Annotated in this window: 19 protein-coding genes; 10 read left to right on the plus strand and 9 right to left on the minus strand. The window is 69.2% G+C overall.

Features of this window, described 5'->3' with window-relative positions:
• Window positions 1-9 precede the first annotated feature (9 nt).
• From pstB to pstS, 4 genes are all read right to left on the minus strand, one after another.
• Window positions 10-786 (minus strand): phosphate ABC transporter ATP-binding protein PstB, encoded by a 777-nt coding sequence (gene pstB, locus KHP12_RS28545; protein WP_037954973.1) that lies wholly within the window; start codon window positions 784-786, stop codon window positions 10-12.
• 26 nt (window positions 787-812) lie between these two features.
• Window positions 813-1,877, minus strand: coding sequence for a phosphate ABC transporter permease PstA (pstA, locus tag KHP12_RS28550; RefSeq protein ID WP_086885335.1), 1,065 nt, complete (start codon window positions 1,875-1,877; stop codon window positions 813-815).
• A 115-nt stretch (window positions 1,878-1,992) separates the two neighbouring features.
• Window positions 1,993-2,982 carry a phosphate ABC transporter permease subunit PstC gene (pstC, locus tag KHP12_RS28555; RefSeq protein ID WP_086885334.1) on the minus strand — a complete coding sequence of 330 codons (990 nt, stop codon included), beginning with the start codon at window positions 2,980-2,982 and terminating at the stop codon, window positions 1,993-1,995.
• 115 nt (window positions 2,983-3,097) lie between these two features.
• The gene (gene pstS / locus KHP12_RS28560) at window positions 3,098-4,219 is read right to left on the minus strand and encodes a phosphate ABC transporter substrate-binding protein PstS (protein WP_086885343.1); all 1,122 of its coding nucleotides are present in this window, start codon (window positions 4,217-4,219) and stop codon (window positions 3,098-3,100) included.
• Window positions 4,220-4,688: 469 nt separating this feature from the next.
• Between pstS and KHP12_RS28565 the strand changes: the two genes are divergently transcribed.
• Complete coding sequence (locus KHP12_RS28565) at window positions 4,689-5,762, plus strand: C40 family peptidase (protein WP_308016905.1); 1,074 nt, start codon at window positions 4,689-4,691, stop codon at window positions 5,760-5,762.
• A gap of 18 nt (window positions 5,763-5,780) precedes the next feature.
• Here KHP12_RS28565 and KHP12_RS28570 read toward each other — a convergent pair whose 3' ends face one another.
• Complete coding sequence (locus KHP12_RS28570; protein ID WP_086885629.1) at window positions 5,781-6,305, minus strand: O-acetyl-ADP-ribose deacetylase; 525 nt, start codon at window positions 6,303-6,305, stop codon at window positions 5,781-5,783.
• Between the two features lie 233 nt (window positions 6,306-6,538).
• Here KHP12_RS28570 and KHP12_RS28575 point away from each other — a divergent pair, with 233 nt between their 5' ends.
• On the plus strand, window positions 6,539-7,765 hold the full coding sequence (locus KHP12_RS28575) for a PP2C family protein-serine/threonine phosphatase (RefSeq protein WP_037954984.1): 1,227 nt from the start codon (window positions 6,539-6,541) through the stop codon (window positions 7,763-7,765).
• A 109-nt stretch (window positions 7,766-7,874) separates the two neighbouring features.
• Here KHP12_RS28575 and KHP12_RS28580 read toward each other — a convergent pair whose 3' ends face one another.
• The 4 genes from KHP12_RS28580 to KHP12_RS28595 form a co-directional block, all read right to left on the minus strand.
• Window positions 7,875-8,219, minus strand: coding sequence for a DUF2516 family protein (locus KHP12_RS28580; protein ID WP_037955086.1), 345 nt, complete (start codon window positions 8,217-8,219; stop codon window positions 7,875-7,877).
• 120 nt (window positions 8,220-8,339) lie between these two features.
• A complete protein-coding gene (locus KHP12_RS28585; protein ID WP_086885630.1) occupies window positions 8,340-9,023 on the minus strand; it encodes a hypothetical protein in 684 nt (227 codons plus the stop codon).
• 18 nt (window positions 9,024-9,041) lie between these two features.
• Window positions 9,042-9,455, minus strand: coding sequence for a helix-turn-helix domain-containing protein (locus tag KHP12_RS28590; protein ID WP_037954988.1), 414 nt, complete (start codon window positions 9,453-9,455; stop codon window positions 9,042-9,044).
• Between the two features lie 364 nt (window positions 9,456-9,819).
• Window positions 9,820-10,938, minus strand: a complete 1,119-nt coding sequence (locus KHP12_RS28595; protein WP_086885457.1) for an FAD-dependent oxidoreductase — start codon at window positions 10,936-10,938, stop codon at window positions 9,820-9,822.
• A 53-nt stretch (window positions 10,939-10,991) separates the two neighbouring features.
• On the opposite strand from KHP12_RS28595, the gene KHP12_RS28600 reads away from it, so the two are divergent.
• The 8 genes from KHP12_RS28600 (at window position 10,992) to KHP12_RS28635 (ending at window position 19,707) form a co-directional block, all read left to right on the plus strand.
• Window positions 10,992-11,684, plus strand: a complete 693-nt coding sequence (locus tag KHP12_RS28600) for a TetR/AcrR family transcriptional regulator (RefSeq protein ID WP_086885456.1) — start codon at window positions 10,992-10,994, stop codon at window positions 11,682-11,684.
• 186 nt (window positions 11,685-11,870) lie between these two features.
• Window positions 11,871-12,623: a TnsA-like heteromeric transposase endonuclease subunit gene (locus tag KHP12_RS28605; RefSeq protein WP_086885455.1), complete on the plus strand. Its 753-nt coding sequence runs from the start codon at window positions 11,871-11,873 to the stop codon at window positions 12,621-12,623.
• A 50-nt stretch (window positions 12,624-12,673) separates the two neighbouring features.
• Entirely contained in the window at window positions 12,674-14,671 is a 1,998-nt protein-coding gene (locus KHP12_RS28610) for a TnsB C-terminal domain-containing protein (protein ID WP_167442746.1), read from the plus strand.
• Window positions 14,668-15,720 carry an AAA family ATPase gene (locus KHP12_RS28615; RefSeq protein WP_086885453.1) on the plus strand — a complete coding sequence of 351 codons (1,053 nt, stop codon included), beginning with the start codon at window positions 14,668-14,670 and terminating at the stop codon, window positions 15,718-15,720. The genes KHP12_RS28610 and KHP12_RS28615 overlap by 4 nt, the downstream gene beginning before the upstream one ends.
• 3 nt (window positions 15,721-15,723) lie before the next feature.
• Complete coding sequence (locus tag KHP12_RS28620; protein ID WP_086885452.1) at window positions 15,724-16,689, plus strand: TniQ family protein; 966 nt, start codon at window positions 15,724-15,726, stop codon at window positions 16,687-16,689.
• A gap of 327 nt (window positions 16,690-17,016) precedes the next feature.
• A complete protein-coding gene (locus KHP12_RS28625) occupies window positions 17,017-17,373 on the plus strand; it encodes a YciI family protein (RefSeq protein ID WP_086885451.1) in 357 nt (118 codons plus the stop codon).
• A gap of 47 nt (window positions 17,374-17,420) precedes the next feature.
• Window positions 17,421-18,710, plus strand: a complete 1,290-nt coding sequence (locus KHP12_RS28630) for an RNA polymerase sigma factor (protein ID WP_308289516.1) — start codon at window positions 17,421-17,423, stop codon at window positions 18,708-18,710.
• A gap of 118 nt (window positions 18,711-18,828) precedes the next feature.
• Entirely contained in the window at window positions 18,829-19,707 is an 879-nt protein-coding gene (locus tag KHP12_RS28635; protein WP_210609634.1) for an aldo/keto reductase, read from the plus strand.
• Window positions 19,708-19,830: the final 123 nt, after the last annotated feature.

Genomic DNA, 19,830 nt, shown 5'->3' on the forward strand with positions numbered 1-19,830 from the left:
GGGCTTGGGTCAGCCGAAGCGGCCGGAGATGTAGTCCTCGGTCGCCTGCACCGACGGGTTGGAGAAGATCCGCTCGGTCTCGTCGATCTCGATGAGCTTGCCCGGCTGGCCGACACCGGCCAGGTTGAAGAAGGCCGTACGGTCCGAGACGCGCGCCGCCTGCTGCATGTTGTGCGTCACGATGACGATCGTGAAGCGCTCCTTGAGCTCACCGATCAGGTCCTCGATGGCGAGCGTGGAGATCGGGTCGAGCGCCGAGCAGGGCTCGTCCATCAGCAGCACATCGGGCTCGACCGCGATGGCGCGGGCGATGCACAGCCGCTGCTGCTGACCGCCGGAGAGCCCGGCGCCCGGCTTGTTGAGCCGGTCCTTGACCTCGTTCCACAGGTTGGCGCCCTTGAGGGACTTCTCGACGACGTTTTCGAGCTCGCTCTTCTTGTACGAGCCGTTGAGCTTCAGTCCGGCGGCCACGTTCTCGAAGATGGACATCGTCGGGAACGGGTTGGGGCGCTGGAAGACCATGCCGACCGTGCGCCGCACGGAGACCGGGTCCACCCCCGAGCCGTAGAGATTCTCGTCGTCGAGCATCACCTTGCCCTCGACCCGGCCGCCGGGGGTGACCTCGTGCATCCGGTTGAGGGTGCGCAGGAAGGTGGACTTGCCGCAGCCCGACGGGCCGATGAAGGCGGTCACCGAGCGGGGCTCGACGGTCATCGAGATGTCCTCGATGGCCTTGTGGCTGCCGTAGTAGGCGGTGAGCCCGCTGACGTCGATTCGCTTGGCCATGTGAATCACTTCTCTTCTTCTTGGCCTCAGCGGCCGGACTTCGGGGCCTTCCAGCGGGCGATGCCGCGGGCCACCAGGTTCAGGATCATGACGAAGGCGATGAGCACGAGCGCCGCTGCCCAGGCCCGGTTGAAGGAGGCCTCGTTGCCGAGCTGCCACTGCTCGTAGATGTAGTAGGGCAGCGACGACTGGGCGCCTTCGAACGGGTTGTTGTTGATCCCCGTGGCACCGAAGACCAGCAGCACGATGGGCGCGGACTCACCGGCGATACGGGCGACCGCGAGCATCACACCCGTGGTGATCCCGCCGATCGCGGTGGGCAGCACCACCTTGAGGATGGTGCGCCACTTGGGCACGCCGAGCGCGAGGGACGCCTCACGCAGCTCGTCCGGGACCAGCTTGAGCATTTCCTCGGTCGAGCGGACGACGATCGGCATCATCAGGATGGCCAGCGCCATGGCGCCGGCGAAGCCCGAGTAGCTGAAGCCGAGAATGATGATCCAGAAGCTGAGGATGAACAGACCGGCGACGATCGAGGGGATGCCCGTCATCACGTCGACGAAGAAGGTGACGGCCTTGGCGAGCCGGCCGCGGCCGTACTCCACCAGGTAGATGGCGGTCAGCAGGCCGATCGGCACGGCGATCAGCGCGGCGAGGCCGACCTGCTCCAGGGTGCCGATGATCGCGTGGTACGCGCCACCGCCGGGCAGGATCGTCTGCACGCCCTCCATGGAGTGGGCCAGGAAGTAGCCGTCGAGCACGGTCCGGCCCCGGTCGATGGTCTCCCAGATCAGGGAGAGCAGCGGGACGACGGCGAGCAGGAAGCAGACCCAGACCAGGCTGGTGGCCAGCCGGTTCCTGGCCTGTCGGCTGCCCTCGACCACGGCGCCGGCGGCGTACGAGGCGATGATGAAGACCAGGGCGGCGAGCAGGCCCATCTGGAACGGGTTGCCCATGCCGAGGGCGGTACCGAGGCCAGCTCCCAGGGCCAGCGAGACCACGACCAGGGCGTACGGGGCCCATCCGGGCAGCCGGGCCTGCTGGAGGCTCGAGCCGTGGCGCGCGGCGTTCTTGTCAGCGACAGTGCTCATGCCGTGCCCCTTACATTCGCTCCGCTGCGCCAGCAGCTGATGTGACTGTCGCCCACCCGGCGCAGAGGTGCGGCTTTCGTCATCGTCTGCGGCCTGGCGGCCGCGCGTGCGTCGCTCATGCCGCGGTCCCCGAGTACTCCTTGCGGCGGGCGATGATCATTCGCGCGGCGCCGTTGACCAGCAGGGTGATGACGAACAGCACCAGACCGGAGGCGATCAGCGCGTCACGGCCGTCGTTGCCGGCCTCCTTGAAGCGGCTGGCGATGTTCTGGGCGAAGGTGCCGCCGCCCGGGTCCAGCAGGCTGGTCTCGATCAGGAAGTTGGGGGACAGCACGGTGGCGACCGCCATGGTCTCGCCCAGCGCACGGCCCAGACCCAGCATCGAGGCGCTGATGATGCCGGAGCGGCCGAACGGGAGGACGGCCATCCGGATGACCTCCCAGCGGGTGGCGCCGAGCGCCAGCGCCGCCTCCTCGTGCATCTTCGGGACCTGCCGGAACACCTCGCGGCTCACGCTGGTGACGATCGGCAGGATCATGATCGCCAGCAGGATGCCGACGGTGAACAGGGAGCGCGCGGCGCCGCCCTGGTAGCTGAGGATGCCGGTCCAGCCCAGGTAGTCGTCGAACCAGGTGTACAGCCCGGTCAGATGCGGCACGAGGAAGAGCGCGCCCCACAGGCCGTAGACGATGCTGGGGACCGCGGCGAGCAGGTCGATCACATAGGCGACCGGGGTGGCCAGCCGGCGCGGGGCGTAGTGCGAGATGAACAGCGCGATGCCCACCGCGATCGGGACCGCGATGACCATGGCGATGATCGAGCTGACCACCGTGCCGTAGGCGAGGACGGCGATGCCGAACCGCATCGGCGAGGAGCCGGTGTTCCACTCGAAGTAGGTGAGGAAGTTGGCCTCGTCCTTGGAGATCGCGATGGCGGCGCGGTAGGTGAGGAAGGCCGCGATGGCCGCCATGATCACCAGGAGAGCGATACCGGAGCCCCGGGAGAGACCGAGGAAGATCTTGTCACCGGCGCGGCCGGTGGAGCGGGTCCTGACCTTTGGCGGCGACTCTGCGGCTGATGATGTGGGTTCTATATCCGTTTTCATGAGTTCTCCGGTCTGCGGAGCCTGTTGCGGATGAGGCTCCTGGTGCGGCGGTGCACCGGACGATGCGGCTGACTCCGCCGTGGCGATCGCCACGGCGGAGTCAGCCGCACTCGGGTCAGGAGAGGCTCTTGACGCTCTCGCGGACCTTGTTGGCGATCTCGGTCGGCAGCGGGGCGTAGCCCAGCTCCTTCAGCGAGGTCTGGCCGTCCTCGCTGGCGACGTAGTTCAGGAAGGACTTGGTCGCGGGGAGGGTGCTCGCCTTGTTGCCCTTGTCGCAGGCGATCTCGTAGGTGACCAGGGTGATCGGGTAGGCGCCGTCGGCCTTGGTGTCGTAGGCCAGGTCCAGGGCCAGGTCCTTGCCGGTGCCCTTGACCTTGGCCTCGGAGATGGCCTTGGAGGCGTTCTCGACGGTGGCCTGGACCGGGGCGGAGGCGCCGGTGTTCAGGTCGACGGTCTTGATGCTGTTCGCGGTCGCGTAGGAGAGCTCGAAGTACGAGATCGAGCCGGAGACCTGCTTGACCTGCGAGGAGACACCGGAGGAGCCGTCGGCCGACTGGCCGCCCTTGCCCTCCCACGCCTTGCCGGGCTCATGCGGCCACGCCTTGGGCGCGGCGGCCTTGAGGTACTTGGTGAAGTTGTCCGTGGTGCCCGACTCGTCGGAGCGGTGGAACGCCTGGATCTTGAGGCTCGGAAGCTTGGCGTCCTTGTTCAGCGCCTTGATCGCGGGGTCGTCCCACTTCTTGATCTCGGAGTTGAAGATCTTGGCGAGGACCTCGGCGTTCAGCGTCAGCTTGTCCACGCCGGGCACGTTGAAGCCGACGGCGATCGGGCCGCCGACCATCGGCAGGTCAATGGCCTTGCCGCCCTTGCAGACCTTCTCCGAGGACTTGACCTCTTCGGGCTTCAGCGCCGAGTCGGAACCCGCGAAGGCGGTCTTGCCCTGCAAGAACTCCTGGATGCCCGCGCCCGAGCCGGTGGCCTTGTAGTTGAGCTTGGTGTCCTTGCACGCCTCCCCGTAGGTCTTGATCCACAGGTCCATGGCGTTCTTCTGCGCGGAGGAGCCGGAGGCCAGCAGCTGCCCCTTGCCGTCGCACTTGATGTTGGAGGCGGCCTTGGAGTCGCCGCCGCCACCACCGCTGTTGTCGTCGGAACCGCACGCCGTGAGGACAAGGGCGCCGGAGACAGCGAGGGCACCGGCGGCGATGGCGCGAAGCCGGTTCTTGCGCTGAAGCTTCACTTTCAGGAGTTCCTTCCAGAAGCCGCCGGTGGGGGACGGCGCGAGATGGGTGGAGCGCACTTGTTGTGGCGTGCGCCGGAGCCGTACTCGGCTCACGCTCAGTAGGGCCGAAAGTAGGCAGATCAGGTGAAGCGGCCTGAGGGGGTGAGTTAACGGATGGTGAACCTCGGCCGTCAGTGTGGTGGCCATGTCACGGCCAGGTCACGGCTGGATCGCGGCGAGGACGAGCCCCTTGCGCAGGTCGCCCGAGTCCCGTCCGACACCTGTGCGGCACCCGTCCGGTGAACCGGATCGGGGTGGCTGGCGGCGTAACCACCGCGTGTCTCTGTCGGATTGCGGTACGGCATGTCACTATCCGTCCCTACGTGCCGGTACGTCAGGTCCGGCGCGCTAGCGGGGACAGGAGCGCGCACGGCCGGAGCCGAACGAGAGGAGACCGCGGGTGAGGCGGGACGGGAGAGGGAGGGGTGTGAGCGTCGCCGCGGCCACCGCGCTCGTCTGCGCGTTGGGACTGTCGGCCGTGCCGGAGACGGCGTACGCCGCGCCCGGCGAGCCGGGGCCGACGCCGGGCGGCGGGGGCGGGGCCGGTGGCGGCGGGACCGGGGACCGGAGCCTGGAGGCGGTTCGTCAGGAGGTCGAGGGGCTCTACCGCAAGGCGGAGTCGGCCACCGACGCGTACAACCTGGCGCGGGAGAAGCAGGCCCGGCAGGAGAAGTCCATCCTGGGGATCGCCCGGGCCGTGGTGAAGGCCCAGAAGGAGATGGCCGGACTGCGCAAGCGGGCCGGGGCGATGGCCCGGGCCCAGTACCGCGGCGGCGGGATGCCCGCGGAGGCGCGGCTGTTCCTCAACGGCGACCCGGGTGAGTTCCTCGACGGCGTCGCGCTCGCGCGCAAGGGCGAGAAGGCGACCCACGGTCTGATCGGCCGTCTGGCGCGCACCCAGGTGGCGCTGGACCGCTACGCCGAGTCGGCCTCCCAGGAGTGGGAGCGGCTGGACCGGAGCCGGGCGAAGAAGGCGGCCGCGAAGAAGGAGATCCTGCGCAAGCTGGCCCGGGCGCAGCGGCTGGAGTCCCGGCTGGCGAAGGACGAGCGGGAGCGGCTGCGCCGGCTGGAGGAGGACAAGGCCCGTGGCGCGCAGGCGAAGTGGCTGGACACCGGGATACTGCGGGAGCTCGGCGGCGGCGCCACCGCGAAGGGCGGGCGCGCGGTCGACTTCGCGAAGGACCAGCTCGGCAAGGACTATGTGTGGGGCGCGGTGGGCCCGAACACCTATGACTGTTCGGGGCTGACCCAGCGGGCGTGGGCGGCGGCCGGCCGGGCGATCCCGCGGACCTCGCAGGAGCAGTGGCGGCTGCTGCCGAAGGTGAGCGTGAAGGACATGCGCCCGGGCGATCTGATCATCTACTTCCGGGACGCGAGCCATGTGGGGATGTACGTGGGCAGCGGCGCGATCATCCACGCGCCCCGCCCCGGCCGCCAGGTGACGGTCGCGGGCGCGGGTTCGATGCCGATTCTGGGCGTGGTGCGGCCGGACGCGCGGTAGCCACCGGCCACCAGGGGCTCAGGCGGGTGGCAGCTCGTTCAGGGCCGTCTCGAAGGCGTCGTAGGCGCGCTGGTCGAAGAGGACGAAACGGGCCTCGGTGACCGAAGTGTCCGTATCGCGCACGGTGGTGAGCGCGATCCGGGCCGCGTCGTCGAGCGGCCAGCGGTAGACGCCCGTGGAGACGGCCGGGAAGGCCACCGTATGGGCGCCCAGTTCATCGGCGACCCGCAGCGACGCGCGGTAGCAGGAGGCGAGGGTGGCCGAGCGGTCCTCGGTCGCGGAGAAGACCGGTCCGACCGTATGGATCACCCAGCGGGCGGGCAGCCGGCCGGCCGTGGTGGCGACCGCCTCACCGGCCGGAAGTCCCTTGCCGTAGCGGGATGCGCGCAGATCGCGGCATTCATCCAGAATGTCGGGTCCGCCCCGCCGATGGATGGCTCCGTCGACGCCACCCCCTCCCAACAGGGAGGAGTTGGCCGCGTTCACGACCGCGTCGACGCTCTGCTCTGTGATATCGCCCAGCGCCAGCGTGATGTTCGTCATCTCGGGATTGTCTCCCGGGCCGCCAAGTGCCGCATGACGTGCGGCATATGACAAAAGTCGGTGCCTGGAGGTCATTCCGTGAAACGGCCGCCTAGCGCTAAGGTCGCCTGGCAGTATCCGGTACCCGCACCCTGACGCCGCTGAAACCGACCAGTCGGTGTGCGTACCGGAATCCCACTTGCGCTCCACCGGTCGGTGGGGCGCGCCCTCGGGGGGAGGGAAGGAATCGAGCGATGTCCGTACCCGTGCCGAGGCAACGGGAGGCCCCGGCCCAGTCAGCCGGTCCCGCCACCCTGCCCGACAACGGGCTCACCCTGCTGGTGATCGAGGACGATCCGTCCGGTGCCTTCAACGTTCCCGAGATGCTGGACACCGAGGGTAACCGGGTCCGCATCCGTACGGCCCGCAACCTCACCGAGGCCAGCCGGCTGCTCACCGACGGGGTGCAGTGCATCCTCCTGGCCCTGCCGGGCCCGTGCCACGACGGCGTCGACTCGCTGGCCACGCTGCGCGACGTGCTGAGGCTCGCGCCCGCGCACGCCGTCCTCGTGCTCACCGCTGAGGACGACGCCGAGCGCGCCGCCGAGGCGGTGCGGGTGGGTGCCCAGGACTTCCTCTTCCGCGGCGAGCTGGACGGCCGGATCCTCAGCCGCGCCATCCGCTACGCCGTCGAGCGCAAACGCTCCGACCTCGCCCAGCGCCAGCTCACCGAGTCACGGCTGCGCGCCCAGGAGAACGCCCGGCTGGAGCGCGGACTGCTGCCCACCCCGCTGCTGGACGGCTCGGGGCTGCGCTTCGCCGCCCGCTACCGGCCCGGCCGCAGCCGGGCCCTGCTCGGCGGGGACTTCTACGACACCGTCCGCACCCCGGACGGCACGGTCCACGCGATGATCGGCGATGTCTGCGGCCACGGTCCGGACGAGGCCGCCCTCGGCGTGGAGCTGAGGATCGCCTGGCGCGCCCTGACCTTCGCCGGGCTCTGCGGCGATCAGCTGCTCGGCACCCTTCAGCAGGTGTTGGAGAACGAACGCGCCGACGATGAGATCTTCGCCACACTGTGTACGGTCGATATCTCCCCGGACGGCCGCCGGGCCGGGGTCTGCCTGGCCGGGCACCCCTCACCGCTGGCGATCCGCCCGAGCATGGCGCCCCGGCTGCTGCCCACCGACGAGAACGGCCCGGCACTGGGCCTGCTGCCGAACGCCCGCTGGCCGCGCCGCGAGGTCGAGCTCGGTGGGGCGTGGAGCCTGATGATGTACACCGACGGGCTGATCGAGGGCCGCGTCGGGCAGGGGGTGCAGCGGCTCGGCCAGGAGGGGATGGTCGAGATCGTGGCGCGCCAGGTCGCGGAGGGACGGCGCGGTGAGGAACTGCTGGACGCGACCGTCACCGAGGTGCGGTCGCTGAACGGCGGGGAGCTGACCGACGATCTGGCGGTGCTGCTGCTGGACCGCGGCTGACCGGTCGGCCGCGGCCCGTTATGAGGTCGCTCGTTACGAAGGTGCTCGTGATGAGGCCGCTCGTGATGAGGGCGCTCGTGCCCGCTGTCTGCCGTTGAGCTCGTGCCCGCTATCGGCCGTTGAAGGGGCCGTAAGGGCCGTCCGAGCTGGAGCCGCGGCCGCGCGGCCAGCGGCGGCCACCGCCGGAGACCTGCCGCAGCGCGGGCCGGACGTCGACGATGTACACGATCGTCGCGATCAGCCCGATGATCGGCAGGAAGTCCAGGATCCCCATGAAGAAGTTCACCGCGGCCGCGAGACCGAGGATGATCAACCAGAATGCCTTGGTCTGCTTGTCCGCCGCTCGATACGCGTCCTCCCGGCGGATCGCCGAGTCGACGAAGGCGAAGAGGCTGAAGAGGAGCAGGGCCCAGGAGACCCAGTACATCAGCTTGCCGAAGCCTTCAACCAGCACGCCGTCCACCGCCTAGAAGATATGTATGGGAAGCGTCTCTGCGGGCCACCGTACCCGCCCACCGGGCCGGGCACGCAGGCTATACCCGCCGTACCCGGCCCGGTCGTGGACGTGCACGCGTCAGCCGGCCGACTTCGGCTCCGGCTTCTTGGCGGCGGTGGCGGGCTTGTTGCCGCGGGCCGGGGCCTTCTTGGCCTGGGAGGCCGACGAGGCAGCGGACGTCTGAGTGCCCGAGTGGCCGGAGCCGCTCGACGCGGCCGGGGTGGCCGGCTTGGCGGGGGACTTCGGCGCCTCCTTGGACGAGTCCATGGCGACCGAGTGCGACGGCGCCTTGGACCGGGCGGCGTGGCCGTCCCGCTCCCCCTTGGGCTCGATCGCGTCGGCGATGTCGACGACCTCGTCGGCCGCCTCACCGCGCCAGGTCCGCACGACCTCCTGGCCGTGCTCGGCCACCTCGTCGTACCGCTCCCGCGCCTTCACGGCGAGCTCGGCGGCCCGGCCCACACCCTGGAGGGCGAGCTCCTGCGCCGTGTCGCGCAGCCGCTTGATGTCGGTGTCGAGCGTGCCCAGCATCTCGGTGAGCTTGTCCTGGGCGCCCTTGGCCTGCTGGGAGACCCGCTCCTGCACGACCTTGGGGTCGGTGTTGCGCACCGCGTTCAGACGCTCCGGGGCCTCCGCGACGATCTTCTCGACGAACGACGGCACCTCCTTGAGCTTCTGGGCGGCGATGTCGGCCGTGCCCGCCATGAAGTACAGCGGGGTCGGGTCGGTGAGGGTCTTGCGTACGTCGTCGGTGATGGCCATGGTGATGGTCCTCCCGGATCAGTTCGAGGGTGCGGCGACGTCGGCGCCGGTGTCGGGGGTGTCGGAGGCGTTGTCCGAGGCGGTCTGGAGCCCGTTCTCCTTGCGGAAGGACTCGTAGATTTGCAGCAGGACCTGCTTCTGCCGCTCGTTGATCGAGGGGTCGGCGAGTATCACGCTGCGCACCTCGGTCTCTTCGCGGTCCCGCTCGTCGAGGATCCCCGCCTGTACGTACAGGGTCTCGGCGGATATCCGCAGCGCCTTCGCCAGCTGTTGCAGGATCTCGGCGCTCGGCTTGCGCAGCCCGCGCTCGATCTGGCTGAGGTACGGATTGGACACCCCGGCCGCATCGGCCAGCTGCCGCAGCGACAGCTGCGCGGTGCGCCGCTGCTCGCGCAGGAACTCGCCGAGGTTGCCGACGTTGAGTGATGCCATGCCTCGATGCTGCACCAGGTGTGCTAACTATTGCAAGCATATGCTTGCAATAGTGGCGCGTGTCATGCGGAGGCCGTCGGGTGTGAGCGCGTCGGTGCTGTCCGTTCCCGGTATATCTGCAGTTTCCCGCCGGGTCTGCGGTGCGAAGTGAACGAGTCCCGGACAACCTGCGCAGCGAGCTGCCCCACCGGCCCGCGAGGAGTGGCGAACCGGATTCTGGCGGGCGGTTTGAGGGCCATGTTCAGCGCAGGCGTCCGTGCGTTCGCCTAACGGCGGTGGTTTTGTCGGAAGGGGCCGCGGCGGTGCCGTACTACCTCGTGGAACCGTGGCGAGCTGTTGGTGCTGGCACTCTCGCGCTTGGCAGTCAGGATGGCTGTACTTCGTCGAAGAGGGCGAGGGCTTCGGCGGGGTCCGAGCTCACGAGGCGTTCCAGACCGGCCGTCGTGATCTTCGCCCACTTGCCGGCCCGTGCCCACATCTGTTCCTCGAAGGCGCGGACGGCCTCATCCAGATCCCCAGGGCCGGTGGCGATGGACTCGGCGAGTTCGGCGCCCTCCAGCATCGCGAGGTTCGCGCCCGCTCCCAACGGAGGCATCAGATGGGCGGCGTCGCCCAGGAGCGTCACCCCGGGGACGTGGGTCCAGGTGTGGGACACGGGCAGAACGTAGAGAGGGCGGTGGACGAAAGCGGTGCCGGGGCGGAGGAGGTTGCGGACGGGAGCGGCCCAGCCGTCGAACAGAGCCAGCAGACCCGATCGCACGGCCTCGACGTCGGCCAGGTCCAGGTTCGCGTGCCAGTCCAGCGGCGCGCGGAACTGGGCGTACACCTTGACGTGGCCGCCACTGTTGCGCTGGGCGACGAGTACTCGGTTCGCGCCGTATACAGCTACGGAACCGTCGCCGATCAGCCGGGCGAGGTCGGGGTGGCGGGTGTCGATGTCGTCGAGGGAGGTCTCGACGTAGGTGACGCCGGTGTAGTGCGGTGTCGCCGACGAGACCGCCGGGCGGACCCGGGACCAGGCGCCGTCCGCGCCGACCACGAGGTCGAACGTCTCCTGCCGCCCGTCCGCGAAGTGGACCAGTACGCCATCCTGGGTCCCCGGCACCACCTGCGTCACGCCCCGGCCCCACTGGACGTCGAGAGGGCCGAGTAGCAGGTCACGGAGTTGCCCACGGTCGATCTCGGGATTGGCCCGGTCATCTGGACGGGGTCGCCAGTCGCGCAGGACGGTCCCGGCCGTGTCCAGGATGCGCATGGCCTGCCCCTCGGGACGAGACAGCGCCTGGAACTCCGCCAGCAGCCCTGCCTTGTCCAGCGCGAGCTGGCCCATCCCTTCGTGCAGGTCCAGCGTGCCGCCCGGGGGTCGAGCGTCGGGGGCGGGATCGCGTTCGAGAACGGTGACAGGGTGGCCATGGCGGTGCAGGACACGGGCGAAGGCAAGGCCGGCAGGGCCGCCCCCAACCACAGCGATGCGGTATCTCATGTCGATACACTGTATTTCTCCAATGCACTGCATCGCAACAGTACGATGTGCCCATGACTGTGTGGGACCGACCGGAGCCGCCGACTCGCCCCGTGCCGCTCGACCGGGAGCGGATCGTGGCCGCCGCCATCGCGCTGGCCGACGAAGGTGGGTTGGAGGCGGTGTCGTTGCGCAAGGTCGCCGGCCGGCTGAATGCCGGTCCGATGCGGCTGTACGGATACATCTCCACCAAGGAGGAGCTGTTCGACCTCATGGTGGACGAGGTCTACGCCGAGATTCTCCCCGAGGAACAGCCCGGTGACTGGCGGGAGGCGCTGCGCATCCTCGCCCACCGCACCAGGCAGGCAGCTCTCCGTCACGAATGGCTGGCCGACCTGCTCGGCCGCCGCCCGGCCCTGGGCCCGAACGGCCTCGCCGTGACCGAGGCCACGCTGGTCGCCCTCGACGACCTCACCGACATCGATACCGTCATGCGAGCCGTGGAGACGGTCAGCGCCTACTTCACCGGCGCGATCAGGCGCGAGATCACGAACCTACGGACCGAGCGCGCCACGGGCCTGTCCAAGCACGACTGGCAGCGCGCCCACGGCCCGCATGTGACAAGAATGCTGGCCACCGGCCGCTTCCCGGCACTGGCCAAGGCCGTGTACGACGGCACGGATGTGGACGCCGAGACATCCTTCGCGACCGGCTTGGACTGGGTCCTCGACGCCGTGGCCGCCAAACTCACCCGGCCGTCGACGTGACGCTCAACTCCTGCCGAATGTGAGCGAGGTCGGGGGTCGGTGTCCACGGGAGGTGGGGCTTGCGCCGCCACCACTTCATAACGCTGCCCAGCGACGGGGGATCGCGCCGGACTGTGTAATCACCTGGACGAGGGGTTTGGTCCCATTCGAGCTGCCCAGTCCCTGCCGGTCTGCAAAGTGGCATACATGGGGCTGGGTGTGCTGGAGGGGACGAAGCCGTCACAAGTAGACGGCTTCGAGGTCGGCTGGCGAGACGACCAGGGCGAACATCGGCTGCCGTTGGCGGATGCGGTCTCGGTGCCGTTCGAGGCCGGGCGGCCGGTCCGCGACTTCCCGTCATATCGCGGGCAGCGGCATTTCCCTGGGTTGTATTGGTCGTCGACGACCGGTGGGCACGTGGGATTCGAGTCCTGGCTGGAGCGGGATCACGCGATGCTGCTCGACTTCACGCCACAGGTGATGGGGCTGCTGTCGCAGCCGTTGTGGCTGTTCTGGGAGGACGAGCGGGGCAAGCGGGTCTCGCACGCTCCGGACTACTTCGCTCGCTTCAAGGACGGGCGGGGGCTGGTGGTGGACTGCCGACCCCTGGACCGGATCGACGCACGGTCGGCGGCCAAGTTCGCGGCGACACGGGCGGCTTGTGAGGCGGCGGGGTGGGGATACCGCGTCGTCGGCGAGGTGGATCCGGTGCGGATGGCGAACGTCCGCTGGCTGGCGGGATACCGGCATCCACGACACGGGGCCGATGAGGGGCTCGCCACCCAGTCGCTCGCCCTGTTCTCGATGCCGTCGCCGCTGGTGACACAGGCTGCGCTGCTCGGTGATCCCATCGCGGTGTTGCCGACGGTGTTCCACCTGCTCTGGCTGGGACGGCTGACAGCGGATCTGTCGCACCCCCTGGCGGATGCCACGCTGGTGTCACGTGCGGAGGCCCGGTGAGCGGGCACCCAGGGGCACGGGCAGCGTTGAGGGTCGGGGATCGGGTGCGCATGGATGACCGGCTGCACACGGTCGTGGGCCTGTCCGGGACGACAGTGCGGCTCCTCGACGAAGCCGGGTCGGCGAGCCTGGTGTTGCTGTCGCATCTACTGGTCTCGGAAGGCTTTGAGCTCATCGGCCAGGGAACCGATCAGGGCCGCATGCCGCCGTTCGCGTTGTTGGACATCGTGCCGGAGCGGGAGGCCGAGAAGGCGGCAGCCTGGGAACGGCATGTGACCGAGGTGGAGTTCGGCAGGCCGCTGGATGCTGACCCCACAGCCCTACCTCGTCCGGAATATGACCCGGCCCGCCACACGGTGGAGGAGCGGGTGGCGGCCAAGGCGGCGGAACTGCGGGCTATCGGCTGGCAGGCAAGTGTGGGGACCGTTCAGCGGATGCGCAGGCGCTACCGCGAGCAGGGTCTGTGGGGCCTGGTCGATCACCGTGCGACTCGTCTGTCCTCACCGACGGGACGGGCCGATGACCGGGTCGTGGCCGCCGTCACGGAGATCCTGGCCGCGACGACGAACGAGTCCACTGGCACCCGCGGCCGGCTACGTCGGCGGGTGGAGGCGCTGCTGGCGGAACGGCATGGGCCGGGCACAGTGGCGATGCCGTCGAAGTCGGCGTTCTACCGGCTCGTCGAAGCGATGAGCGAGGGTACGCACGCCTTCGATGAGGCCACATCCCGCAGGTCAGCGGCTCGCCGCCCGCCAGGAGCGTTCACCCCTTCCTCGGCCTGCCGCCCCGGCGAGATGGTGCAGATGGACACGACACCGCTGGACGTGATGGTGGTCTTGGAGGACGGGGTGAGCGGACGCCCGGAGCTCACGATCGCCGTCGACGTGGCAACGAGGTCGATCTGCGCTGCGGTGCTGCGACCGGCAGGGACCAAGGCCGTGGACGCCGCGCTGCTGCTGGCCAAGATGCTGGTCCCGGAGCCGTTGCGGCCCGGCTGGTCGGACGCGCTGGCGATGTCGGCGACGCTGATCCCCCACCGAAGGCTGCTGGACATCGACGCCCGCTTGGAGCAGGCGGCCGCCAAGCCGGTGATCGTGCCGGAGACGATCGGCATCGATCACGGCAAGGTGTTCGTCTCCGACACTTTCCTGACCGCCTGCCGGTCGCTGGGCATCTCCGTCCAGCCGTCCCGCCCGGGCACCCCGACTGACAAGGGAATCGTCGAGCGGACGTTTTCCTCGATCAACACGCTGTTCTGCCAGCACATCCCTGGTTACACCGGTTCGAACACGACCCGCCGTGGCGCCGGGGTCGAGGCCGTATGGACGCTCGCGGAACTGGACGACCTGTTGCAGGAGTGGATCGTGGCCTGCTGGCAGCAACGGTCACATGAAGGACTGCGCAGCCCGTTCCTACCGGGCCAGCCCATGTCTCCCAACGACGCATATGCCCTGCTGGTCTCCCGCACCGGCTACCTGCCGATGCCGTTGAGCGGCCCCGACTACCTGGAGCTGCTGCCAGCACTCTGGCGGTCGGTCAATGACTACGGCATCCGCATCGACCACCGCACCTACAACTGCCCCGGACTGAACCGTCTACGGCGTCGCTCCTCGGGAGTGACCGCCAAAGGCGGGCTCTGGGAGGTCCACTACGACCCCTACGACCTGTCCCAGGTCTGGGTACGCGACGCGCGCACCGGAGAGTGGATCACTGTTCCGTGGACACACCGACACCTGGTCTCCGCGCCGTTCGCTGACTTCACCTGGCGTCGGGCCCGGGACCTGCTCGCGATGCGGTGCCGGGACGACACCGACCAGGCCGCCGTGGCCGCCGCAGTAGACCAGTTGCTGACCCGGGCGGAAAGCGGGCCGGACCGCCGGATCGCGGCCCGCACCCGCGCCGCCCTGGAGCCCGCTCGGCCCGTGGACGCGCTGCCACAGGCACCTGCTCCGGAAGACACCGAGGATGAGACCACCGTCCTGGAACAGCCGTCGAACGTCATCCCCTTCGGCGTCTTCGACGCCTTCACTGACGGGAGCCGCCTGTGAGTCAGGCGCCGCCACAGGACATCGCCAATCCACAGGCGTCGCTGACCACGAAGGAAGGCTGGCGGGCGTTCGTCGACGAGAACCCCGAGCCCCCACCGTCCCTCCCACCCGGAACAGTCCTGGACGAGGACGAACTGGAGTCCTACAAAGAGGCGCGGATCGACTACCACACACGATCCGTCATCGTGAACACCCCCACGATCCGCGGCGTCGTCACCACCGGCCGCAAACGCATCGTGCTCAACCGGCACCAGGTCTCCGCCCGGCGCGGCCTGATCGTGTCCGGTTCGGCCGGCACTGGCAAGACCACCGCGATCACTCAGCTGGGCAAGAACGTCGAACAGATCACCCGGCGTCGCAACCCCGCCGCCGTCGGCGGACTGCCAGTCGTCTTCGTCACCGTTCCCCCAGCCGCCACCCCCAAGATGCTCGCAGGCGAGTTCGCCCGATTCCTCGGCGTCCCGCTGGAGCACCGCATGAGCCAGGTCCAGATCACCAACGCCGTCTGCGACCTGCTCGGCAAGCTCGGCACCACGCTCGTCCTGGTCGACGAGATCCACAACCTCGACCTGACGACCCGCCACGGAGCCGAGGCATCCGACCAGCTGAAGTACCTCTCGGAACGGATCGCGGCCACCTTCGTGCTTGCTGGTCTCGACGTCGAGACCAGCAGCCTGTTCCAAGGCACCCGCGGGCAACAGATCGCCGGCCGCTACACGGTCATCCCCTCTCGGCCCTTCGGCCACAAGAATCGCGCGGACAAGGAGCACTGGCAGGCCTTGGTGGCGACCATGGAAGACTCCCTGCGACTACACGCTCATCGCCCCGGCACCTTGGTCGCCATGACCGGTTACCTCCACGAACGCACCGGCGGGCTGATCGGCAGCCTTTCCCAGCTCATCCGCGAAGCCGCCGTCGACGCCATTGACGCCGGCACAGAAAAGATCACCAAGCGCATGCTCGACGAGATCGAGCTCGACCACGCCGTCCAGCAGTCCCAGCCTGATCACCGCCGCGCCAAGCGCACTCGCAGACCGAAGGCAGCCTGAGCAATGGAGCCTTGGGAAACCCCGGTCCGACTCCTGCCGCTTCCTCTGCCACCGGTCCACGGGGAGGTCTTCGGCTGGTATCTGCACCGCCTCGCCGCCGCCAACCAAGTGACGGCGGGCCAACTGGCGAAAGCCCTTACACCGTTCAAAAACGCGCAGGTCGGCAAGCGGACAGACACACTATGGCGCTGGACTCCGATGGTTCTGCCACGGCTGGCCATCCTGACGGGTCTTGCGCCCGAGACCCTCCGGATGCTGCTACCAGCGATCGCCAGGATTGAGGCGCGCACCGCTGGTGACGTCGTCCGCTACCGTCGGCGTCTCTACGTCGCCTGCTCACACTGCATGCATCGGCGCGGGATCACCGGGCCCGTCCTCGCCCACCGCCCCGCCGATCTCCAGCTCTGCCGCCGACACGGCATCTGGGTCGACGGCAATCGCCACTACCGCGTCGGCCACCTCCCAGAGCTCGTCACCGCTCAGCACCGCCACCGACGAATCGCCCGCCGCTTCCCCGACACCCTGGAAGCAGGAACGAAGGAAGCGCAGCACTTGGTCCGCTCCTGGCTCCTGAACAAGAACCAACCCCATCTGCTGTCACGCTGGAACGACCGCCTCACCCGGCTCCCTCCCAAGGAAGCCGTCTACGGGAACATCATCAGACGACGCGTCGACGAGCGGGAGTACATCGCCACCTATCCAGAGTTCGTCACGCTGCTGGGCATGGTGGCCGATCCTGTTTGGCGGGCACTACGGGCACCTCGCCGATGGACGAACCTCAGCCAGCACCGGCGCACCATCGACGCCGTCTACACAGAGGCCGAGCACAGGCTCAACGTCCCCACCCTCCGCGAAAAACTCCGTTCCCACGCCTTTTCCAACGACGCTCTCTTTCGCTGGACCGACTCCCTGGGACGATCACTGATGCTGGTGACGACGCCGGACGACTACGACGCCCTACGGGATTAGTCCCACCAGAACTGAAAGACTCCAGGTCACAGCCCCACCGTCCGACAGAACAAATGGGCCACCCCAGCTCGTCCACAAGCAGGCTCACCACCGTTCAGATCCACTGGGCCGCCCGGCTTCGGAATCGTCCCAGCAGAACTGACAAGGCCCAGCTCGGAGACACCTCATCCGTTCAGATCTTTTGGGAACGGACAGGTGCGACCTCGTCGAAAAGTTTCGTGAGGTCTGTCGATCCGGGCGGTGCCCGTTCGACGCAGGGGTGAGAGGCGGGGGAAGCCCCCGGCCTCCGTTCCGAAATCCCGATCCCGTTCCGCATGAGGAGTCACCATGCCGCGCTTTCTGTCGATGATCCGCGTCGATGAGCAGAACGCCCCCGCCGAGGGCCCCAGTCCCGAGCTCATGGAGCGGATGGGCGAGCTGATCGAGGAGATGACCAAGGCCGGGGTCATGCTGGACACGGCCGGGCTCACCCCGACCTCCGACGGCACCCGGGTCACCTGGTCCGGCGGAAAGATCAGCTGCACCGACGGCCCGTTCACCGAGAGCAAGGAGGTCATCGGCGGCTACGCCCTGCTCCAGGCCAAGGACAAGGCCGAGGCCCTGGAGTGGACCAAGCGGTTCCTGCGGGTGCATGAGGAGTTCTGGACCATCACCTGCGAGGTCCGTGAGGTTGTCGAGCCCTGAGCCGGTAACGCTTGCTCCGTCCCCTTACGGCTGCTCTGATGGTGGCCGTGACGGCAGCAAGCCCGGCCGACGCGGCGAAAGCGGCTGAAAGCGCCCGGAGTGGCGCAACCGCTGACATCGCCGGAACGGTCGAAACGGTCTTCAGGATCGAGTCCGCGCGGATCATCGCAGGCGTCGCCCGCATCGTGCGGGACGTCGGGCTGGCCGAGGAACTCGCGCAGGACGCCCTGGTCGCCGCGCTGGAGCGGTGGCCGGAGTCGGGTGTGCCGAACAATCCGGGCGCCTGGCTCATGGCCACCGCCAAGCACCGCGCGATCGATCTCGTACGCCGTAAGGAGACCTACGCACGCAAGCTGGCGGAGGTCGGGCGGGCCCTGGAGGACGTCTCACCGCCCGATCCGGCGGATCTCACCGGGACCGCCGAGGACATCGACGACGATCTGCTGCGGCTGATCTTCACCGCATGCCATCCCGTGCTGTCCACCCAGGCCCGGGTCGCGCTCACCCTGCGGCTGCTGGGCGGGCTGACCACGGAGGAGATCGCCCGCGCGTTCCTGGTCCCGGAGCCCACGGTCGCCCAGCGCATCGTCCGGGCCAAACGGACCCTCGCCAAGGCCGAGGTCCCCTTCGAGGTGCCGTACGGCGACGACCGGACCGCCCGGCTCTCCTCGGTCCTGGAGGTCGTCTACCTCGTCTTCAACGAGGGCTACTCCGCGACCGCGGGCGACGATCTGGTGCGCCCGGCGCTGTGCGAGGACGCGCTGCGCCTGGCGCGGGTGCTGGCGGGGCTGCTGCCCCAGGAGCCCGAAGTGCACGGGCTGGTCTCGCTGCTGGAGTTCCAGTCCTCCCGGATCGCGGCCCGCACCGGCCCCGGCGGTGAGCCGGTGCTGCTCGCCGACCAGAACCGCACCAAGTGGAACCGCCTGCTCATCCGCCGGGGCGTCGAGGCCCTCCAGCGGGCGGGCCAGGGCCCGTACTCCCTCCAGGCCGCCATCGCCGCCTGTCACGCACGGGCGATCCGCTACGAGGACACCGACTGGACGGCCATCGCCGCCCTCTACGGCCGGCTGATGGCGCTGACCCCGTCCCCGGTGGTGGAGCTCAACCGGGCGGTCGCCGTCGCGATGGCGGAGGGGCCCGCGGCGGGTCTGAAGCTGGTCGAGGCGCTGGCGGAGGAACCGGTCCTCAAGGACTACCACCTGCTGCCGAGCGTCCGCGGGGATCTGCTGGAGCGGCTGGGACGGCATGCGGAGGCCCGGGCGGAGTTCGCCCGCGCGGCGGCCCTGACCCGTAACGCCCGTGAGCGGGCGCTGCTGCTGGAGCGGTCGTCGGGCTGAGCTGATCTTGTCGGGCCGGTCCGATCTCGCCGCGCTGAACTGATCTTGTCGGGCCGGTCCGATTTCGTAGGGCTGGGCTGATCTTGTGGTCGGGGCGAAAAGGTGCGCATGCTGCCCCATGACCTCATCCTTCTCAACCTTGATCTCATCGTCGCACCCGTCGTCACCGGCCGATCGGCTGGGCTTCGGGGCCATGCAGCTGCCGGGGCGGTGGGGCGGTCCCGTCGTCGAGCGGGCGACGGCCGTGGCGGTCGCCCGGCGCGCCGTGGAGCTGGGCACCCGTCATATCGACACCGCCGCCTTCTACTTCTCCGCCACCGAGCGGGCCAACGACATCCTGCGCGAGGCCCTGTACCCGTACCCCGAGCACCTCACCATCGCCACCAAGATCGGGCCGCTGCGCACCCCGACCGGGGAGATGTACGCGGAGGCGCGGCCGGAGCAGCTGCGGGGGCTGGTGGAGGAGAATCTGCGGCAGCTGGGCGTGGACGCGCTCGACCTGGTCCACCTGCGGGTGGGGCGGCTCAAGGCGGTGGGCGGGGTGCCGATCGGGGAGCGGTTCGGTGCGCTGGCCGCCCTGCGGGACGAGGGGCTGGTGCGGGAGCTCGGGGTGAGCAATGTGAGCGCCGAGCAGCTCGCCGAGGCCCGCGCGATCGCGCCCGTGGCGGCGGTGCAGAACCGGTTCGGGGTGCTCGATCAGGCGGACGGGGCGCTGGTGGACGAGTGCGCCGCGGCCGGGATCGCCTATATGCCGTTCTTCGCGCTGGGCGGCGGCCACACCGGCCTGGAGAGCGAGAACCTGCGGACGGTCGCGGAGCGGCACGGCGCGACCGCGCATCAGATCGCCCTCGCCTGGGGCCTCGCCCGCTCGCCCGCGATCATCCAGATCCCCGGCACCAGCTCTCTGGCCCACATCGAGGAGAACATGGCGGCGGCGCGGATCGCCCTCGGCGAGGACGACATGGCGCTGCTGGAGCCGGTGGCGTCGGCGGGCTGACGCCGGGCGGGACGGGCGGGGCGGGCGGCCGGGCGGGACGGGTTGGCGGGGCGGGACAGGCCGTGACCTGGGCGCGAGGCCGTTGTCGTACCCCCGTGGTCGAATGATGGAAGGCGGGCGTGG

This window comes from Streptomyces asiaticus, from assembly GCF_018138715.1.
GTDB classification, from domain to species: Bacteria; Actinomycetota; Actinomycetes; order Streptomycetales; family Streptomycetaceae; genus Streptomyces; species Streptomyces asiaticus.